Here is a 19,296-nt window from a genome sequence, read left to right on the forward strand (position 1 = left end):
TGGTTCGGCTTCCTGGCCGACCAGAAGCTCCGCCGTGTTCGGGTACGCGAGCCCGCGCTCGCAAGCTGGGCCGCGGCGGTCCACTGTGGAAGACATGCGGCAACAACGCTTCATCGGCCTCCATCAGCGGTGGTCGTCGAGCCGCGCGCTGCTGCTGATCCCGATCGCGCTCATTGTTGTCATCACGATCGCGGACATCGTGGCGCCGGCCGACATCGTCTTCGGCCCTCTGCTGGTCATCGCGCCCGGGATCACCGCCTGGTTCGCAGGTCCCCGGACGACCAGCGCCATCGGAGCTCTGGCCATCGCGGCCCAGGTGTTCATGGGCTGGTACTCCGGCCTTCTGTCCTCGCGGGGCGTCATCGCACAGATCATCGCCCTCGCAGCGCTCACGTCGCTGATCGTGCTCCTGTGCGAGGTCCGCGAGCGGCACAGACGCCAGCTGACCCAGGTGCGTACGGTCTCCGAGGCCGCCCAGCACGTCCTGCTGTGGCCGCTGCCCGTCCGGCTGGGCCCGCTGCACCTCGCCTGCCTCTACCTGGCCGCCGAGGAGGAGGCCGAGATCGGCGGAGATCTGTATGCCGCCGCCCGTACCGACAGTGCCGCCCGCGTGATGATCGGAGACGTGCGTGGCAAGGGCGTGCCCGCCCTGGGCGAGGCCGCCCTCCTGCTGGGCGCGTTCCGCGAGGCCGCCCATCAGCACGCCTCTCTGCCCGAGCTCGCCGCCGCTCTGGAGCGCAGCGTCGTCCGCTACCTCGCCGACTTCGAGCCCGAGCAGGACATGGGCGAGCGCTTCGTCACCGCTCTGCTGCTGGAGGTCCCGGACAACGAGCCTGTCGCGCGGATCACCAGCTGCGGCCATGTACCACCCGTACATCTCGGCCCGGACAACACCGTCACCGTCCCGAGCCTCAACCCCACACCACCGCTCGGTGTCGGCCTGACGGACCCTGACCGCCACCACCTCGACGTGCTGCCCTTCAAGCCCGGGGACACCCTGCTCCTGTACACCGACGGCGTCACCGAAGCCCGGGACCACAAGGGGGCCTTCTACCCGCTCGCCGCACGCGTCGCCCAGTGGGCCGACCAGGCTCCCGAGGCGCTCCTTCGGCACATCGAGCGTGACCTGCTCGCCCACACCGGCGGACACCTCGGCGACGACGCCGCCGTCATCGCCATCCGCCGCACCCTCGTCACACACCCCGGACGCCGAGCCGGACACGCCATCCAGTCCGGTGCGTTCCGCCACGGCTCCGAGGCACTCTGAACATCATGGCCGGCAGACCAACTCCATTGGAGCCGCACAGCCACTGTTCAGCGTGAGAAGGGGTATGCGACCACCACCACAGAATGTGCCGGGCCGCGGTGCGGACGAGCGTGATTTTGACGCCTTCTACACCGCGAGCGTCGGCCGGCTCGTCGGCCAGTTGTACGCGATGACAGGTGACCTGGCTGAGTCTCAGGACGTGGTGCAGGAGGCCTTCGCCCGGGCCTGGGAACGCTGGTCCGAGCTGGACCTGAACGGTGCCCCCGAAGCGTGGGTGCGGACGGTGGCCTGGCGGCTGGCGGTCAGTCGGTGGCGGCGGGCGCGCACCGCGCTGGCCTTCGCCCGCCGTCAGGGTCCGCCCGCCTCCGTACCGCCGCCGGAACCGCACCATGTGCTGCTGGTCCAGGCACTGCGGCGGATCCCCGAGGCGCAGCGGCGGGCCGTGGTACTGCATCATCTGTGTGACCTGACGGTGGAGCAGGTGGCTGCCGAGACCGGTTGCCCCGTCGGTACGGTCAAGGCGCACCTGCACCGCGGACGGGCCGCGCTGGCACGCCTGCTGGCCGATACGGACCTGGATCTGCGGACGACCCGGCTGCCGGAGGTGAGGCATGGCTGACAGGACAGAACTGGAACGGCGCCTGGAGCGGAACCTGACCGGACTCGCCGAGTCGGGCCGGCAGCAGGTGATGCCGCTCGCCGCGCACCGAGTGCGGGCCCGCGGTGAGCAGCGCAAGCGCCGCCGACGGGCGGCTGTGGCGTTCGGCGGAGCGCTGGTGGCAGCCGCTGTCGTGGTGGGCGGCCTGTCGCTGGTCCGAGCCGTCCCGGTGCCGGAGCCGGCCGCGATCGCGCCGACGCCGACCGTTTCAGGCTTCGTGCCGCCGTCGCCTGCACCGGGCGAGGAGTACGCCAGTGAACTGGGCTATGTGTACGGCGCGGTGGCGCAGGGCGACAGGGTGCGGGTCACCGTCGAGCAGCTCCGTACCGTCCGGGGGACCGCGGTGCCCACGGGTGTGGTGCACACGCTGACCCTGCCACGGTGGACGCTGGTGGAAGCACGGCAGCTCTCCGGCGGGTCCCCTGCGGATATGCGGCTGGAGCAGTTGGTGAGCCGGCTGGCCGCCGGGCCGCGGTGGATGTTCGCGATCGACTACGACAGCGAGGGCCGGGTGGAGTCCTTGCGGGAGACCGACGGGTCCGCCGAGTGAGGCCGCCGCCGCATTCATGGCATCGCGGTGCAACCCAGGGGCGGGCCAGGGCGTAGAGCTCATGTATCTCGACTGCATCTGATCCGATGGGACCTTGCCGTGCTCACTTCTCGCCGCCGAACCGGCGCCCTTCCCCTGACCGCTCTCGCCTTGACCGCTCTTGCCCTGACCGCATGCACCGGAAAGGCCGGCGGCGGGCAGACGGACGTTCCTGCCCCGGCGACACCGGCGACGGCTTCAGCGTCGGCGCCCGGACAGGCCGCCGTGCCGACCCCGGCTACTACGACGACCCCGTCCACCCCGACGGTCCCGACTCCTACGAAGACTCCGCCCACCGCGACGACCGCGCCCGCCGCGCCCGGCGAGGGCACCGCCCCGGCCGGCACGACACGCTGGGCCGGTACCAAGCAGTTCATGCAGATACGTGAGGGCTGGACCAGCGGCGGACGGACCTACCTGTCAGTGCGGACGGCCCGGAAGGTGGCCGTCACAGACCCGCACGAGGCGTGGCTGATCATCCCCGGTGAAGGGCCCTACACCACGGTGCTCATGGCCGCGGACGCCCGGGTGCTGCTATCGGTCCCACTGGGCGACGACTCCCTCGCCCACCTCTACTCCCAGACCGAGTTCGTCAACCGTCTGACGGCCGAGCCGAGCGCCTCCCGCTCGCGGCTGGGGTACGACCTCAGCTTCGACGGGAAGGGCCAGGTGACCAGATTGCAGTCGCTGTACACCTCCTGAGCGAGCCGGGCCGCCTCGGCCGAGCCGCTGCCCGCGGGCACGTGCGGCGGCTGGCGGGGCCGGCCGCGCGGTCCCAGGGCTGGACCTGCTCGGCCTAGGTATAGAAGTTGAAGCCGACCGTCGTCAGCCTGCCCGCGAGGATCCGGCCGTCTGTGCGTGGTCGTTCTCGTGGGAGTCGCCGTCGTCCTCGGCCGTCTCCGTCGCCGTGTCCTCGTCCAGCAGGTCCCGTGCCATGAGGGTGGCGCCCGCGACGGCGCCCGGCATCAGGAAGACCGCGACGAACGGGACGAGGAAGGCGACCGCGAGCGGGGTGCCGAAGCCCCAGGCCAGGGTCTTGCGGGCACGCAACAGCGCAAGGCGCTCGCGCAGTTCGACCCCGCGGCGCTCGAGGGCGACCGCGGTCAGCTCCTCGGCGAGGAAGAACCCGGTGACAAAGAATCCGAGCACCGGGACCACGGTCTGGCCGACGAAGGGAACGAAGCCGAGCGCGAAGAGCAGGACTCCCCAGAGCGCCGCTCGGACGACGACACGGAGACTGTCGCGGGCCGAGATCCACAGGTCGCGCCAGAGCGGGCGCGAGGACTGCGGGGCGCTGCCGTCCGGGGACACCGAGCGGTCCACCCTCTCCGACAGCGAGTCGTAGAAGGGCTGTCCGACGAGAAGGGTGACCGCCGTGAAGGTGAGCACGGCCAGGAGCAGCGCGAGCGCGAAGAGGACGGCGGCCAGGAACCCGCGGAACAGGCCGCCCCAAGGGGATGACCAGTGGTCGGCGAAGGGGGTGGCCCAGGTGGTGAAGTCGTCGCCGTACATGGCGAGGGCCACGAGTGCCGCCGCGTAGAGCACCAGGGTGATCAGACCGGGAAACAGTCCGAAGCCAAATGCTCTGCCGTGTTCGAGAACCCAGCGCTGTCCCCTTACCAGGTAGCCAAGGCCCGCCCCTAGATCACGCATGGGCGAAAGCCTATCGGGGCCGGTGGCTCGCCCAGGAATGCGGGCCGCACCCAGCAAGATCAGTGGACGAGGTTTCCGTCAAGGGCAACGTCGATCATGCCGGGGCCGGCGTGGTTGCGGCGGCGAGCGCCCTGTTCTCGCAGCGGATGCGCACGGTGAGCAGGGCTGCGTCGAGTACCGTGAACACGGTCGCGGTGACCCAGGCGGTGTGTACCAGGGGCAGGGCCACGCCCTCGGCGACGACGGCCACGTAGTTCGGATGCCGCAGCCACCGCCACCGGTAGGGGCCGCTCGTCACCAGCGGCAGGCCGGGCACGACGATCACCCGGGTGTTCCAACGGGGGCCCAGGGTGTGGATGCACCACCACCGCAGTGCCTGGGCGCCCGCCAGCACGGCCAGCATCGGCCAGGCCAGGGCGGGCACGAAGGGCCGGTCGGCCAGCCAGGCCTCGGCCGGGCAGGCGACCAGTAGGCCGGTGTGAAGGGCGACCATTGCCGGGTAGTGGCCCTGCCCGGCCAGGGTCCCGCCGCGGGCGGTGCTCCACCGTTGGTTGTGGCGGGCGACGACGAGTTCGGTGACGCGCTCGGCGGCGACGGCGGCCACCAGCAGTCCGTACCAGATCATGTGTCCTCTGTCCTTCGTCGGCCCGAACTACCAGCGCAGCAGGACGAGTTCACAGGCGAAGCCGGGTCCCATCGCCAGCAGTACACCCGGGGTGCCCGGCGGCGGGTGGCGCTCGGCCAGGGTGTCGCGCAGCACGTGGAGCACCGACGACGAGGACAGGTTGCCTACGTCGGCCAGGTGACGCCAGGTCACGTCGAGTGCGCCGTCGGGCAGGTCCAGGGTCTCGGTGACGGCGTGAAGGATCCTGGGGCCGCCGGGGTGGCACACCCAGGCAGTCACGTCCTTCGGCTTCAGGTTGTGGTCGCTGAGGAATCCCTCGACGTCATCGGCGAGGTAGCGGCGTACGACGTCGGGGATCTTCGGGTCGAGGACGACCTGGAAGCCGGAGCTCTTGATGTCCCAGCCCATGACGCGCCCGGTGTCCGGATACAGGTGGCTGCGGGTGTCCACGATCGTCGGGCCGATGGTCTCGTCCGGGCGGCCCGCGCCGTAGGCGACGACTGCGGCGGCGCCGTCGCCGAACAGCCCGGTGGCGACCAGGTTGGCCATGGAGGCGTCGTTGCGCTGGAAGGTGAGCGAGCACAGTTCGACCGACAGCAGTACTGCCACGTGGTCGGGCCGGCCCAACAGGTAGTCGTGCATACGGGCCAGGCCGGCGGCGCCACCGGCGCAGCCCAGGCCGAAGAGGGGCAGTCTTTTGACGTCCGGCCGCAGTCCGAGGCGGACGGCGAGCCGTGCATCGACCGAGGGAACGGCGATGCCGGTGACGGAGGTGAAGATCAGCAGGTCGACGTCGGCTGCGGGCAGGCCGGCCATCTGCAGTACGGCTCTCACGGCCTTGGCACCCAGATCGGTGGCGGCGGTGATGAAGGCGTCGTTGGCGGCGCCGAATCCGTCCAGTTCCTCGTACCGTTCCAGCGGCAGCGCCATGTGGCGCGAGCTGACCTTCGCGCCGCGGTGCAGCCGGTCCAGGACCCGGCGGTCGGCGCCCGGGGGCAGGCAGGTGCGGGCCACCATGTCGGTGATCTCGGACTGGGTGTGACGGTGCGGCGCGAGGGCACCGTGAACGGCGGCGATCCGCGTCATATGGTTTCCGTCCCGCTGTCGACTGGTGTGAGTGGCTCTGCACGTGTTCCCCGAACCCGGGCTTCGCCACCATGGAACGCCCGTCCGGCCGTTCGTCCGGGGGTGCGTGCTCCAACCGGGTGAAGGCCCGGACGCCTACGATCAGCCGGGGGGCCGGGGCGTGCCACCCCGGGCCTGTGGTGGCGTTCACCGCGGTGATGGCCGCGCTGGCCGTGACCGCTGGCCAGAGCACCGCGTGTTGTGCCCTCCTGGCCGGCAGCGGCAAGGATGTGCACGGTGCGGCGCGGTTCTGTGCGGCGCTTGTGCCTGCCGGAGCGCGGGTGCCGGACGCCGAGTGCGTACCGGACGGGTCATTCTCCGGCTTACGAAGCTGGGAAATCTGCGGATCATCAAGGTACTGACCCGACGCCTGGCACTGCGCGATGACGTCGTGATCGGCCGGGACGTCGTCGACTCGGGCAGGGGGATCCCAAGCTGCGCCATGACGGTGGGCGAACAGGATCCTGACAGGATGCGCACGCGGCAGCCTTGTTGGGTCTGCAGCTTGTGGCCCGGGGGCGGGTGTTGCCGGGGGCGTCGCCGGAGGGGTTCGACGCGTGGCGGGTCGGCCCGTTGGATCTGGGAGACCACGAGCGATTGAGCTTGCTGGCCGCCGCGATGCCGCCCGAGCCCCGTGCGGTTGCAGTCCCCGGCCGCTCTCCGCTCGGGCTTCCTGCATCTGAGGTGTTGCTGTGGGCTTTCCTGGATGCTGTGGCCGACTCTCTCCCCCGTCCTCCCGTTGCCCGCCATGTGTCCAAGGTGCCGGCGTTCGCTGTGCGGGCACCGGCGGCTGGGGTCGCCGTGCACTGGCCCAAGGAGCTGGTGCGCGAACTGACTGCCGCCGGGGTTGTGGAACCTGCACGGCGCAAGGGGGACGCATTCCTCAGCCGAATCCCTGCTGTCATCTGCCGAGTTGATGGACTTCCGCTGGCGGGTCGCGCTCGATGATGAGGAACTCACCGAGGAGGAACTGGAGTTCCTTGTGCAGGCGCACCGGCCGATCGTGCAACTGCGTGATCAGGGGGTGGTCCTGGACCCGCAACTGGTGGCGCGTCTGCGACGTGCTGCGCAGCCGGGGCATCGGTCGCTGAGTCCGATCGATGCTTTGGGTGCTGCGCTGACGGGCAGCGTTGAGGTGGACGGCGAACTGGTGAAGGTCACCGCGGGAGGCGCTCTGGAGGAGCTGCGCTCGCGGATTGCTGCCCCCGAGACCGGTACCACCATGGGGACGGATACGGTCCGCCCGTCTTACGGACCGCCGAAGGCTTTGGCCGCGAGCTTGCGCAACTATCAGCTTCTAGGCTTGAACTGGCTGCACCGGATGACCTCGCTCGGCCTAGGCGTGTGCCTGGCTGACGACATGGGGTTGGGCAAGACCGTCACCCTGATCGCCCTCCATCTGCGCCGCCAGGAAGAAGACGCCACCGCGGGTGCGACTCTGGTGGTCCGCCCTGCCTCGCTGCTCGGGAACTGGGAGCGGGAGATCCAGCGCTTCGCGCCCACCGCCTTGTCTCCTGTGGAACGCTCCTGGCCGGGCGGCTTGCGCCTCGGTGTGATGAGGCCGGAGCCGATGTAGCCCAGATCGCCCATGCCCTCGCGTTCGGCCAACGCCTCGGGGAAGTCGGACTGGCGCCGGGCGCGCATGTCGTGGCGGGAGCCCGGAACGGGCGCGGAGACCGCGAACAGGTCCCCGGCGAGCGTGGCGGCAACCTGCAGGTTGAACCCGGTGTCGCAGTGCTTGCCGGAGAACATCGTGGTGCCCTCGCTCGCCCAGTCCCACGTCGTGACCAGGGTCCCGTCGACCAGGACGATGCGGCCGGCAGACGCCTCGGCCGGATCGGGGACGTGACCGGTCAGGACCTTCTCCACAAGCGGCAGCAGGGCCGTCCACCGCCTGGAGACGGTGGCCTGAGAGATGCCGAACAACTCGGCGGCCGCCTCCTGGACGGGGTTCTGCCGCAGTAGGAACAGCACCAGCACGACCGACTTGTACAGGCCCAGCACCCACATCCGTCCCGGCACCACGGGCGGATCCGGATCCTCCACGAGCTCTTGGTGGACCCGTGCGACCAGCCCATCAAGTTGATCGGTGTCCAGCCCTGTCGTGACGTTCCAGCTCAACGGCCCTGCCTCGGTAGAAAACTGACGTCGTCGCAAACGTCACGCTACCGAGTAGGGCCGCTCTCGTGATCAAGAACGGACGACCGAAAACCTACGTGAATAGGCCTCCTGGGGTCGAGTCAGGGTGACCTGACACACGTGTACATCGTACGCGCATGCGTGTACGATGTATCAAAGGTGTCATATGCGGCCGTGTGGGGGGCTGGTTGGCCAGTTGGGCGGGGCGTATCGGGCGTTATGTCGCCTGAGGAGTCGACGGAAACCCGGCGGTGCGTGACCTGCCTTCGCCTGAGTGTTTCTTCGGGGTGAATTCGGACAGAAAGCCTGGCGGTGCGTGACCGGTCTTCGCCTGAGTAATGTTTCTTCGAGGTGAATTCCATTTCGTTTCCGCGGCGTTTCTGGATTTCCGTTACCAACTGGTGTCGGCCGTTGATTCTTTGACGAGTCGACTGCTCGGTCTGTACCCTCTCCAGGGACCGTACCCTCTATGGTTTGGCGCGACGCTCCGCTTTATCAGATGAATATGGGGGATTCACGGATGGGGCATCAGTCCATTCAACTTGTAGAACCGCGCATTCCGCTGCAACTTGCCGGGCGGGGTGCGCCCGTCAGGTCCGAGGCGAAGCGGGCTCGCAACGCGATACGCGTGCTCACCGTCGAGAGCGAGCCCCAGGTCGCGAAAGCGCTTATCCGCAACCTGTCCCGGCACGGGTTCCAGGCGGAGAGCGTGCCGACCGGGGCGCAGGCGCTGCAGAAGTACCGGAACGTCGATCTGCTCCTCGTCGACCTGGACCTGCCGGACCTCGACGGGGTCGAGCTCTGTCGCAGCATCCGGGCCGTCTGTGACGTCCCGATCATCGTCGTCACGGCTCGTGACTCGGAACTGGACCGGGTGCTCAGTCTGCGCGCCGGTTCGGACGACTACGTGACCAAGCCCTACAGTCTCGCCGAACTGATCGCCAGGATCGAGGCCGTCATGCGCCGGGCTCTGCGGCAACCGGTTTCCGTCGATGAGGCCATTACCGTCGGCCCGCTCGGCATCGACCCAGGTGCTCGGCAGATCAGTCTCGACGGCCGGCCCGTCGAGGTGACGCGCAAGGAGTTCGATCTGCTGTATCTGCTCGCGTCGCGCCCGGGTAGCGTCGTTACCCGCAAACAGATCATGGCGCAGGTCTGGAGGGATACACGGTCGGCGCCGGGGCGCACCATCGACACGCATGTCAGCAGCTTGCGGAGCAAGCTGGGATCGAGTAGTTGGATCATTACGGCCCGCGGCGTCGGATTCCGCATTGGGCACGCCTGATCCTTTGCAGCGGTCATCCTGGGGCATCCCGGGTGATGATCGTTCCTTCCATGGGATTCGCCTTTTATTTCGGAAAGTACCCGACTCAAGGGACTTCCGGCTCAAAGGTTGAATTCGAGGACGCCCGGTCAATGGCGACCGGCGGTCCTCCCCTTACGACACCCACCCGCCGGAGTTCAGCTGTGCTGCGCGCACCTGCTGCGCGACCTGCAAGGCGTCATCGACAACGCACCCGACGAGGAGCACGCGGCCTGGGTGACGGCGGCTCAGCGAATCCTGCGCGAGGCCGGACAGGCCGCCGGGCAAGCCCATGCCGCCGGACACACCACGTTCCACGCGAGCGAACACGCCCGGGTCGAGAAGGAGTTCCGCACCGCGGCCCGGTGCGGGATCAGCGTCGACCCGCACACCGGCGGGAAGAAGCCCAAGGCCCGCCAGCTCGCCGAGCGCCTCATCGACAGGGCCCAACAAGTCCTCCGCTTCACCTGGGACTTCACGCCCGGGCTCACCTGGACCAACAACGCATTCGAACAGGCCTTACGGGACATCAAGGTCAAGAGGAAAGTCAGCGGATGCCGGCGCGGACTGACCCGAGCCCGCCGCTACCCACGCATCCGCTCCTCCCTCACCACCACCCGCGCGCACGGGCTCACCGCTGTGCGCGCCATCCACGACGCACTCACCGGCACCCCATGGCTCCCACCCGCCACCACGTGACCACCCCGTGAAGGGACACCGCGAAGGCCCTCTCGGTGGGGCGTCCTCATGCCGCGCCGCGCCAGCCCGGCAAGGGGCCGGCGGCCCATGAAGTGGCCGTCCTGCGCCTGGTCGAGAACAGCGGCCAGGGGGCCTTGCTCCGAAAGCCCGGGTCCGTCTCCCGCGCCGCCTGGACGGTGCGCTGGGTGAGGACGGTGGAGAGCGCGACCGCGACCGCGGCGAGCTCCTCGGCCGTGGGAGCGCCGCTGGTGATGCGCCAGGAGGTGATGGTCAGCATCCGAGAGGCGTCGAGCGTGGTGTTTTCCTCTGCTGCCATTGGTTCCTCTCCGTAAGACGTCGGCGGCCCTACGGAACCCGAATCGGGTTCCGTAGGGCCGCCCGGTGAATCCCCCGTGTCAGACGCGGGAGCGGCGGATCACTTCCAACGCGGCCACCGCGACGAAGCCGACGAACAGGTGCATCGTGATCAGCGTGGCGGCGGTGCCGCCGTCGGTGTCCAGGGTGAGCGGGCCGATGGCGGTGAGTACCGCCACCGCGCCGCTCACGAGCTGACCCACCCGCAGGAACACCGGCTTCCAGCGGGCCAGGAGCACGACGGCCGTGATGCCGAGCGCCGGCGCGACGAGGGACATGAAGATCACGTCGCCGGCGCCGATGTCGTCGGGCTTGCCGTCGAGCTTCAGGGCCAGCGAAGCCCCGGCGGCGTCCCCGATGTACAGGACGATCAGATTGACGACCGCGGCGAGGGCGGCGGCCCCTGCCACGGCCTGCCACGCGGGCAGTGCCCGCCGCCTTGGAGCGGAGTTGGTGGCGGCGGGGTTACTGCTGGTCATGGAGCCCTCCGGGCTGTCGTGCCGCACCGGGAGCGGGTTCTGCCCGGCCCTGGAGCGGTGCTGGTCGAGATGGGGGTGTGCTTCCGACGCGAGGACGGACCGCCCGAGCGGTGTGTCAGGAGGGGTCCAGGGACAGACCGTGCCGGAAGACGTTCTTGGGGTCGTAGGTGTTCTTCACCTGCTGCAGCCTCGGGTAGTTGCCCTTCCAGATGAGCGAGTACCAGGGCACCCCGGACGTGTTCTGCGCCGGGTCGCGCATGTCGACGTCCGGGTAGTTGATGTAGCCGCCGTCCTGCTGGTCGTTGGGCACCGGGAAGCCGCCGGTCGCGCCGTGGACGTTCTTACGGAGCGTGCGCAGCCACTCGACCTCGATCGCGTCGTCGGCCGGCTCGGACCAGTTGTTGGCGTACCAGAGCTTGATGACGGAGTCCCGCTGCGCGATCGCCCTGGCGGACGACGACAGGGTGTTGATCTGGCAGCCGTACGCCGCCAGGTACACCAGGCCGACGCCGTTGTGGTTCGGGTCGGTCAGCGAGCGGTAGACCGCGCCGACCTGAGTCGCTGTCAGCGGCTTGCGCAGATGGCCGCCCATGGACTTCTGGCGTGAGTACGCGCCGTAGCTGGCGGTCGGCTCCAGGGCGATGTCGAGCCATGTGCCTTCCTTGATGTCGATCGTCGGCCGCACCCCGACGCCCGCGCAGACCGCGCTGATGTAGTCGTCGTGGAGCTTGGCGGTGTTCGGCAGCGTGGCATCCATACGGATCTCCAGCTGGATCGTCTGCGCGAGCGACGAGTGCAGCTGGAACGAGCTGTGCATCACCTGGTACGGGGATCCCGGAGTGCTGTTCGCGGCGTGCCAGGCGCCGTGGTTCATCACCAGACGCGTGAAGTCCGCCTCGGTCAGCTGTGCCCAGGGCCAGGTCACGAAGGTCTCCCGCATCCGCGAGGGCGGCTTGGGCAGCAGTGAGGACGGGCCGCCCGTGGCACCCGGGGTACGGAACCAGAACCTCGTCACGATGCCGAACCCGCCGCCGCCACCGCCGGTGTGCGCCCACCACAGGTCGCGGTGCGGGTCGTTCGCCTCACGGGTGGCGACGATCGTGCAGGCCCTGCCGCGGCTGTCCGCCACGACGATCTCGATGGCGTACAGGTGGTCCACGACGAGGCCGAAGCGACGGGACAGCGGGCCGTATCCGCCGCCGGAGACGTGACCGCCGACGCCGACCTCCGGGCACACGCCACCCGGGACCGTGACGCCCCAGCCCTCGTACAGCGCCTTGTAGACCTCGCCCAGCTGGGCGCCGGCCTCGACGGCGAAGGCGTTCAGTGCCGGGTCGAAGGTGACGCTCTTCATCTCGGACATGTCGACGAGGAGCCGGAACTGGGGGTCGTCGACCAGGTTCTCGAAGCAGTGACCGCCACTGCGCACCGTGATGCGCTGGTTTTTGGCGATGGCCTGGTGCACCGCCTTCTCCACCTGGGAGGCGGAGTGCACGAGCCAGATCTCGTCCGGGCTGGCCACGAACCGGGTGTTGTAACCGCGGTGCGTGAGCTCGGCGTACCGGGCGTCGCCCGGTCTGACGATCACCACCGGGACGACCTGGGCGGCGGCCTGGGCAGCGGAGGGCAGTGCGGCGAACCCCGCGGTGGCACCGGCCACCGCTATCGCGGAGCCCAGAAACTTGCGTCGCGAAAACATGTTGAGCCCTATCTGTGCTGGGATGCGGATAAATCACCGCATGGGCGGATGCGTGCCGGGGGTGAACGCCAGCCAACCAGTTCCCGGGAGTCGTCACCACGCGCTTGACGTGGATCTGTCGTGCCTCGATACCAAAATTGAGGTTCCGGACACTCAGGTCAGGTGTTTCAGGCGGTCGGCGCCGCCTCGCGGAGTGCCGCGAGCAGCGCGGCCTCCGGCTGGGATCCGGTCAGTGGCGGTACGCCGTCGATGAAGAACACCGGGACACCGCTGACGCCGAGCCCGCGCACACGGTCGAGTTCGGCTTGCAGCCGCTCCGTCTCCGGAGCCGTCGCCGCGGCCGGCTGCTCCGCATCGGAGTCGTTCAGCGTGACACCGACCTCCCCGGCGAGCCGGGCGAGTGTGGCTCGGTCGCCGATGTGCAGTCCGTCCGTGAAGTGGGCGCGGAAGAGGCGCTCCACCATCTGTTCGGCCCTGCCCTGCTGCGCGGCCCGGGCGATGAGCCGGTGCGCCTCGAAGGTGCCGGTGGCCACGGCGCGTTCGTAGTGGAGTTCCAGGCCGTCCGCGGCCACCTGCTCGGCGAACCGGAGCGTCTGCCGTACGGCCTGCGGGCCGAACACCTGCTCCAGTACGGGGAGCAGGGGCTGTCCTTCGGTGCCCGCGCCCGGCGCGAGTTCGAAGGGCAGGAACTCCACCTGGACCCGGTGGCCCTCGGCGCGCAGCCGGTTCGCCGCTCGGGTGAAGCGGGTGTAGCCGAGATAGGAGTGGACGCAGATCACGTCCAGCGCGATCCGTACCCGGACGGTCGTGCTCATCGGCGGTTGCTTCTCCACAGGGGTCGCCTCCCTTGGGCTGATGCGGTCAAGTGCCCTTTCACTGTGGCTGATTGCCGTGTTTGCGGGAGGGCAGTTCGGCGTGCTTGGACTGGAGCATCGCGAGCGACCTGATGAGGATCTCGCGCGTCTCGGCGGGGTCGATGACGTCGTCGACCAGGCCGCGCTCGGCCGCGTAGTAGGGGTGCATCAGCTCGGACTTGTACTCCTTGACCACGCGGGCCCGCATGGCCTCGGGGTCCTCGGCCTCGGCGATCTGACGCCGGAAGATGACGTTGGCGGCGCCCTCGGCGCCCATCACGGCGATCTCGTTGGTCGGCCAGGCGTAGGTGAGGTCGGCACCGATGGACTGGCTGTCCATGACGATGTATGCCCCGCCGTAGGCCTTGCGCAGGATGAGCGAGATCCGGGGCACGGTCGCGTTGCAGTAGGCGTACAGCAGCTTCGCGCCGTGGCGGATGATTCCACCGTGTTCCTGGTCGACGCCCGGGAGGAAGCCGGGGACGTCCAGAAGGGTGAGGATCGGGATGTCGAACGCATCGCACATCTGCACGAAGCGGGCGGCCTTCTCCGAGGCCTCGATGTCCAGCACGCCGGCCAGGGACTGGGGCTGGTTGGCGACGATGCCGACGACCTGGCCGTCGAGGCGGGCCAGGGCGCAAATGATGTTGCGGGCCCAGCGCTCGTGGACCTCGAGGTACTCGCCGTCGTCGACGATCTCCTCGATGACCTTGGTCATGTCGTAGGGCCGGCTGCCGTCGGCCGGGACCAGGTCGAGCAGGACGTCACCGCGCCGGTCCGCCGGGTCGCCGGTGGCGACGCGCGGGGGGTTCTCGCGGTTGTTCTGCGGCAGCAGCGACAGGAGGTAGCGGACCTCCGCGATGCAGGTCTCCTCGTCGTCGTAGGCGAAGTGGCACACACCGGAGGTCTCGGCGTGCACGTCCGCGCCGCCGAGGCCGTTCTGGGTGATCTCCTCGCCGGTGACCGCCTTGACGACGTCCGGGCCGGTGATGAACATCTGCGAGGTCTCGCGGACCATGAACACGAAGTCGGTCAGGGCGGGGCTGTAGGCCGCGCCGCCCGCGCAGGGACCGAGCATCACCGAGATCTGCGGGATGACGCCCGAGGCCTTGGTGTTGCGCTGGAAGATGCCGCCGTAGCCGGCGAGCGCGGAGACGCCCTCCTGGATCCTGGCGCCGGCGCCGTCGTTGAGCGACACCAGCGGGGCCCCGGCCGCGATGGCCATGTCCATGATCTTGTGGATCTTCATGGCGTGGGCCTCGCCCAGGGCGCCGCCGAAGATACGGAAGTCATGGGCGTAGACGAAGACCGTGCGGCCTTCCACCGTGCCCCAGCCGGTGATGACACCGTCCGTGTAGGGCTTCTTCGTCTCCAGACCGAAACCGCTCGCGCGGTGCCGGCGCAACTGCTCGACCTCCTGGAAGGAACCCGGGTCCACCAGCAGCTCGATCCGCTCCCGCGCGGTCAGCTTGCCCTTGGCGTGCTGCGCCTGGGTCGCCTTCTCGCTCGGGCCGGCCAGCGCCTGAGCGCGGATCCCGTGCAACTCGGCCACCCGCCCGCGAGCGTCCGTGGGCTCGACCGCGGGCAGGGGCCGGTCGTCCACTGTGGTCATGGGAGTTCCTCCTCACGTGCGTCACGCGCATCGAACACAAGGATCGGTTCAGGACCAGGACAGGCCCGTGGGGACCGCCGTCGGCCCGGGCCCGGGCCGCGGCCGCCGATGAGCACCGCCTCGGGCGGGAGCCGGTGCACCGCGGTCCGGGGAGCCGGTCCCCTGATGGCCGCGGCCGCCGCGTGGCCGGGGCCGCACGGTACGTCGAGGACGCTCCAGCCGTTCGGCCGGGTCGGGGCGTCCGGTCCTCCCTCGCCGAGATACACCTCGGACGTCCAACCGCCCACTCCGACGCCCATCCCCTTCAGACAGGCCTCCTTGCGGGCCCAGAGCCGGGCGAAGAAGGCCGGGCGGTCCGGCGCCCGGCAGCCCGCCAGTTCCTGCTGCTCATAGGGGTGGAGGGCCGAGCGGCAGACGTCGACCCGCTCCGGGCCCGGCAGCCTCTCGACGTCGACACCCACCGGTGCGCGGGCCACACCGACGAGCACCGCGCCCCGGCTGTGCGACAGTGAGAAGTGCGGGGCGTCGGGCCCGGCGCCGGCCAGCACCGGGCGGCCGTGCGGACCGCCGCACCGGGGGCAGTCCGCCCGGGCGAACGCCAGCTCCGTCGGTGGCGTCCGCAGGTACCCGCCCAGCAGCCGGCGCAGCGCGATGTGCGCGGCCACGTACAACGCGCGGTCGCCGCGCCGCCGGAAGGCGTTCGCGCGGCGCCGCTCGGTCTCGTCGAGCTCGCCGAACGCGAGCGGTCCCTGCTCGGGCGGCGTCAACAGCCACAGCGCCAATTCGTCTTCATCCGGATGGAGTTCACTCCAGAGGGGGGCGGCCGTCATGTGGAGCGGCGGCGCACGTCGTCCAGCAGGACGGCCTGCCGCAGGGTGTCCGCGCGCGGGGCGGCCCCGGCGCGGACGGCGGTGACGAACGCGGCGACCGTGGCCGCGACCTGATCGGCGGACTCCAGCCGGATCTCCTCCGTCTCGCTGCCCCGGTGCAGTCCGATCGCGGGCACGAAGTCCGCCGGCGGGGTGAAGGCCCGGTCCACGGTGATCCGGCCCTCGCTGCCCCACAGCTCGTACCGGGAGGCATAGGCGTGCTCCATGCCGAACGTGAGGTGAGCGGTGACCCCGCCGGGAGTGGCCAGCAGGGCGGCACCCGACGTCTCGACCTCCCGCCCGGCGCCCCGGGTGAGGCGGGCGCCGACCACGTCGAGACCGTGGCCCAGGAAGTGCAGGGCGGCCCGCAGCGGGTAGAGGCCGACGTCCGCCAGCGCGCCGCCGCCGAGCTCGGCAGAGTACCGGATGTCGTCGCCCGGGAGCGGGGGGATGGCGAACTCCGCGCGCAATACACGGAGTTCGCCGATCCGCCCGTCGGCGATCAGGCGCCGTACCGTCTCGTGCCGGGGATGATGGACGAACATGACGTTCTCCATCAGGGCCACACCCCGCTTCGCGGCGAGGTCCAGGAGCCGCTCGGTGCTCTCCGGGTCCATGGTCAGGGGCTTCTCGGCCAGGACGTGCTTGCCCGCGTTCAGCGCCGACTCCACCCACGGGGCGTGCAGCGCCGCCGGCAGGGGCACGTACACGGCCTGGATGTCGTCGACGTCCAGCAGTGCGTCGTAGCCCTGGACGGGTCGGCAGCCGAAGCGGCGGCCGACCTGCTCGGCCCTGGCCCGGTCGCGGCTGGCGACCGCGGCGAGCTCCAGACCGGGGGAGGCGGCGAACGCGGGCAGCATCCGCCGCACCGCGATGTCCGCGCAGCCGAGCACCCCGATCCGTACCGGCGCGCTCATCGGGGGTTTGCCGTGGTGGCGTTGAGGCAGGCCAGGAGTGTGCGGGCCTGGACATTGAGGTAGTGGCCGTGGCGCACCAGCCAGGTGAGCTGGTCCGGTGTGACCCAGGCGTAGCCGGCCGGCGGATCGAGCGGGACGTCGTGGTCGCCGGCGTCGACGATCAGGTACCGGCTCTCGGCGTCGAGGAACCGGCCCCCCTCCTCCGAGTGCACGGCCTCGTACCGGATGCGGTGCGCCGGCGCCGCGAGCACGGTGTCGAGGAACGACGGGCGTTCCGCCGCAGGCAGGTGCGCGTAGTTTTCGGGTGTGTACTGGACCGTGGGGCCCAGTTCGACGGTGTCCAGGAAACCGCCCTCGACCCGGGCGTGCACCAGGACATGGGGGACGTCGTCGAACGTGCGGATGAGGAACGCGGTGACGCCCAGGCCCACCGGCTCGAACAGCGGCTGGGTCCAACCGGTGACTTCGCGGTTGCCGGCCTGCACGTTGACCGCCACCACCTTGAAGTAGCGGCCTTCCTCGTGCTCGACGGTCATCTCGTCGCGCCGCCAGCCGGGCAGTCCCGCCAGCGGTACGCGCTCGGCGTGCACGTCGTGCCGGGAGCGCTCGGTGGTGATCCAGGACAGCAACTGGGCGTCGGACAGCAGGGCGCCGGACGCCGTTTCCGGGACGGGCAGGCAGGACAGGACCGTACGCGAGTCCATGTTGACGACATTGTCCCGGTGCAGGAGTTCCGCTATCTGCCCGAGGGTGAGCCAGCAGAAGTCGTCGAGGAGCGGCACGTCGTCGTCGGTCAGCACGATCATGTTGCGGTTGGACTTGTGGAAGAACCACGAACCGTGCTCGGACTGCAGGACGTCCGCGACGACCCGGCCGCGGCCCGGACCGACGAAGTGCTCGAGGTACTTCACGTCCGCGCCCTTGTGGGCCTTGGTGTAGTTGCTGCGGGTGGCCTGCACGGTCGGGGACAGCTGGAGCAGGTTCGGGTTGCCGGGCTCCATCTTCGCCTGCATCAGGAAGTGCAGGACGCCGTCGAACTCCTTGCCGAGGATGCCCAGGATGCCGACTTCGGGCTGCTTGATGATGGGCTGGTGCCATTCGGCGTGCGGGCCGTCGCCGTAAGGAGCGCCCCGCTCGGTGACGTGCAGGCCCTCGACCGTGAAGAAGCGGCCGCTGCGGTGCTCCAGGTTGCCGGTGGTGTCGTGGAACGACCAGCCGTCCAGGCGGGCGAAGGGGATCCGGTCCACGCGGAAGGCGTTGGCGCGGCCCCGCTCGGCGAGCCAGTCGGCGAAGCCGGCGGTCGTCAGGTGTACGCCCCGGGTGGTGGCGGCCGACAGCGCGAGCCGGTCCGCCAGCAGCTTCACGTCTTCGCGCGGCTGAAGGGTGTGAGGCGGCATCGGAGAACTCCTTGTGTTCGATGCGGTGATGGCTGGGATATGTCTGATGTGTGCGGCCTGTGGCTCATCCGATGTCGTCGATGCCGAACATGCCCTTCTTGACGCGTCTGTTGCCGTCCGTGGCGTCCTTCGGCCGAACCGGCGCGGCGTACCGGGTGCTTCCGGGGGGACCCGCACTGCCGACGGCCGGCACGTGGACATGGGCTCTCCGGGCCGGCCGAGACGATCAGGGAGTTCGGCGGGAACGTGGCGTCGTCGGGCGCGGCGTCCGAGTACGCCTCGGGGGGCGTTTCCCTTGTCAGACGTACACGGATGCCGTGAAGTCGCCGAGGATCCGCCGGTAGTAGTCGGGCCCGAAGCCCATCTCCGCGACCTGCGGAACCAGGGCCCGCAGCCTCTCGGTGGAGATGACGTGCTGGCGGACGCCCGTGTCGTGGTACTCCCTGCGCGCCCTGAGTCCGAGGGCCTTCGCGAGATGGTCGACGATGTCCTCCACCGGCACCGCGAAGCCGGATGCCACGTTGACCGTCTCGGCCCGCAGGTCCGTGGCGAGCAGGCGGTCGACGACGGTGATGACGTCGCCGACGTCGATCAGGTCGCGGGCCGCGCCCCGGTGCACGCGGACCACGCCCTCGCGCAACTGCCGCACCAGCGTGGGCAGCAGCTGGTGCTCGGGCTGGTGGGGGCCGACCAGATGTCCCAGCCGGAGGATGACATGGTCGGCCCCGGTGCCGCGCAGCAGTTCCTCCAGGGCGAGTTTGTGCGCGCCGTAGGGGGTGCAGGGCGTCACCGGGACGTCCTCCCTGCCGGGCCCCTCGGCGAGCCCGTACATCCCGGTCGCCGCGGTGGAGAAGAACAGCAGCCGCCGCCCCTCGTCCGCGCACCGCTTCGCGACCTCGCCCACCAGCGCGGCCTCGCGGGCGAAATCCGCGTCCGAGGTGCCGCTCGCCCACGACACCCCCGCCGCCAGGGCCACGGTGTCCGGATGGCGGCCGGCCAGCGGACGCAGGTTCCGCGCCAGAAAACCGGTTCCCACAATGTCCATACGTCGTTGTCC

General features: G+C 69.9%; 18 protein-coding genes and 2 pseudogenes. 7 read left to right on the top strand and 13 right to left on the bottom strand.

The window, feature by feature from the left end; translation table 11 throughout:
* Positions 1-94 precede the first annotated feature (94 nt).
* The 4 genes from CP978_RS29615 (at position 95) to CP978_RS35890 (ending at position 3,216) form a co-directional block, all read left to right on the top strand.
* Positions 95-1,267 (top strand): PP2C family protein-serine/threonine phosphatase, encoded by a 1,173-nt coding sequence (locus CP978_RS29615; protein ID WP_052454361.1) that lies wholly within the window; start codon positions 95-97, stop codon positions 1,265-1,267.
* A gap of 64 nt (positions 1,268-1,331) precedes the next feature.
* Positions 1,332-1,886: a SigE family RNA polymerase sigma factor gene (locus CP978_RS29620; RefSeq protein ID WP_043445886.1), complete on the top strand. Its 555-nt coding sequence runs from the start codon at positions 1,332-1,334 to the stop codon at positions 1,884-1,886.
* Complete coding sequence (locus CP978_RS29625; protein WP_043445889.1) at positions 1,879-2,475, top strand: hypothetical protein; 597 nt, start codon at positions 1,879-1,881, stop codon at positions 2,473-2,475. The genes CP978_RS29620 and CP978_RS29625 overlap by 8 nt, the downstream gene beginning before the upstream one ends.
* 414 nt (positions 2,476-2,889) lie before the next feature.
* Positions 2,890-3,216 carry a hypothetical protein gene (locus CP978_RS35890; RefSeq protein WP_227745505.1) on the top strand — a complete coding sequence of 109 codons (327 nt, stop codon included), beginning with the start codon at positions 2,890-2,892 and terminating at the stop codon, positions 3,214-3,216.
* 123 nt (positions 3,217-3,339) lie between these two features.
* Here the strand turns inward: CP978_RS35890 and CP978_RS29635 are convergent, their stop codons facing one another.
* From CP978_RS29635 to CP978_RS29645, 3 genes are all read right to left on the bottom strand, one after another.
* On the bottom strand, positions 3,340-4,167 hold the full coding sequence (locus CP978_RS29635; protein WP_052454363.1) for an EI24 domain-containing protein: 828 nt from the start codon (positions 4,165-4,167) through the stop codon (positions 3,340-3,342).
* 94 nt (positions 4,168-4,261) lie between these two features.
* Complete coding sequence (locus CP978_RS29640; RefSeq protein ID WP_043445892.1) at positions 4,262-4,792, bottom strand: isoprenylcysteine carboxyl methyltransferase family protein; 531 nt, start codon at positions 4,790-4,792, stop codon at positions 4,262-4,264.
* 27 nt (positions 4,793-4,819) lie between these two features.
* Complete coding sequence (locus tag CP978_RS29645; protein ID WP_043445897.1) at positions 4,820-5,878, bottom strand: type III polyketide synthase; 1,059 nt, start codon at positions 5,876-5,878, stop codon at positions 4,820-4,822.
* Between the two features lie 519 nt (positions 5,879-6,397).
* On the opposite strand from CP978_RS29645, the pseudogene CP978_RS36480 reads away from it, so the two are divergent.
* Positions 6,398-7,442 (top strand): annotated as a pseudogene (locus tag CP978_RS36480) (SNF2 helicase-associated domain-containing protein); the annotation flags it as partial.
* A 38-nt stretch (positions 7,443-7,480) separates the two neighbouring features.
* Here CP978_RS36480 and CP978_RS35905 read toward each other — a convergent pair.
* Positions 7,481-7,927: pseudogene (locus tag CP978_RS35905) on the bottom strand (transposase family protein); the annotation flags it as partial.
* A 757-nt stretch (positions 7,928-8,684) separates the two neighbouring features.
* Between CP978_RS35905 and CP978_RS29665 the strand changes: the two are divergent.
* Together CP978_RS29665 and CP978_RS29670 are read left to right on the top strand one after the other, a co-directional pair.
* On the top strand, positions 8,685-9,341 hold the full coding sequence (locus CP978_RS29665; RefSeq protein WP_043445900.1) for a response regulator transcription factor: 657 nt from the start codon (positions 8,685-8,687) through the stop codon (positions 9,339-9,341).
* A 108-nt stretch (positions 9,342-9,449) separates the two neighbouring features.
* Entirely contained in the window at positions 9,450-10,058 is a 609-nt protein-coding gene (locus CP978_RS29670) for an IS66 family transposase (RefSeq protein WP_158508365.1), read from the top strand.
* Between the two features lie 46 nt (positions 10,059-10,104).
* Here CP978_RS29670 and CP978_RS29675 read toward each other — a convergent pair whose 3' ends face one another.
* The 9 genes from CP978_RS29675 to CP978_RS29715 form a co-directional block, all read right to left on the bottom strand.
* Complete coding sequence (locus CP978_RS29675; RefSeq protein ID WP_043445902.1) at positions 10,105-10,374, bottom strand: hypothetical protein; 270 nt, start codon at positions 10,372-10,374, stop codon at positions 10,105-10,107.
* Positions 10,375-10,453: 79 nt separating this feature from the next.
* The gene (locus CP978_RS29680) at positions 10,454-10,891 is read right to left on the bottom strand and encodes a DUF6069 family protein (RefSeq protein WP_052454367.1); all 438 of its coding nucleotides are present in this window, start codon (positions 10,889-10,891) and stop codon (positions 10,454-10,456) included.
* Positions 10,892-11,006: 115 nt separating this feature from the next.
* The gene (locus CP978_RS29685) at positions 11,007-12,590 is read right to left on the bottom strand and encodes an FAD-binding oxidoreductase (RefSeq protein WP_079162375.1); all 1,584 of its coding nucleotides are present in this window, start codon (positions 12,588-12,590) and stop codon (positions 11,007-11,009) included.
* 167 nt (positions 12,591-12,757) lie between these two features.
* A complete protein-coding gene (locus tag CP978_RS29690) occupies positions 12,758-13,405 on the bottom strand; it encodes a DsbA family oxidoreductase (RefSeq protein ID WP_043449814.1) in 648 nt (215 codons plus the stop codon).
* A 58-nt stretch (positions 13,406-13,463) separates the two neighbouring features.
* Positions 13,464-15,056 (bottom strand): acyl-CoA carboxylase subunit beta, encoded by a 1,593-nt coding sequence (locus tag CP978_RS29695; protein ID WP_043445905.1) that lies wholly within the window; start codon positions 15,054-15,056, stop codon positions 13,464-13,466.
* Positions 15,053-15,838 (bottom strand): 4'-phosphopantetheinyl transferase family protein, encoded by a 786-nt coding sequence (locus CP978_RS29700; RefSeq protein ID WP_052454368.1) that lies wholly within the window; start codon positions 15,836-15,838, stop codon positions 15,053-15,055. The genes CP978_RS29695 and CP978_RS29700 overlap by 4 nt, the downstream gene beginning before the upstream one ends.
* 44 nt (positions 15,839-15,882) lie before the next feature.
* Positions 15,883-16,842, bottom strand: coding sequence for a Gfo/Idh/MocA family protein (locus tag CP978_RS29705; RefSeq protein WP_043445908.1), 960 nt, complete (start codon positions 16,840-16,842; stop codon positions 15,883-15,885).
* On the bottom strand, positions 16,839-18,239 hold the full coding sequence (locus tag CP978_RS29710; RefSeq protein WP_043445910.1) for an NDP-hexose 2,3-dehydratase family protein: 1,401 nt from the start codon (positions 18,237-18,239) through the stop codon (positions 16,839-16,841). Before CP978_RS29710 ends, CP978_RS29705 begins: the two co-directional genes overlap by 4 nt.
* Positions 18,240-18,537: 298 nt before the next feature.
* Positions 18,538-19,284, bottom strand: a complete 747-nt coding sequence (locus tag CP978_RS29715) for an NAD-dependent epimerase/dehydratase family protein (RefSeq protein ID WP_043445913.1) — start codon at positions 19,282-19,284, stop codon at positions 18,538-18,540.
* Between the last annotated feature and the right edge of the window lie 12 nt (positions 19,285-19,296).

Origin of the sequence: Streptomyces nodosus (assembly GCF_008704995.1) — a bacterium.
GTDB lineage: Bacteria > Actinomycetota > Actinomycetes > Streptomycetales > Streptomycetaceae > Streptomyces > Streptomyces nodosus.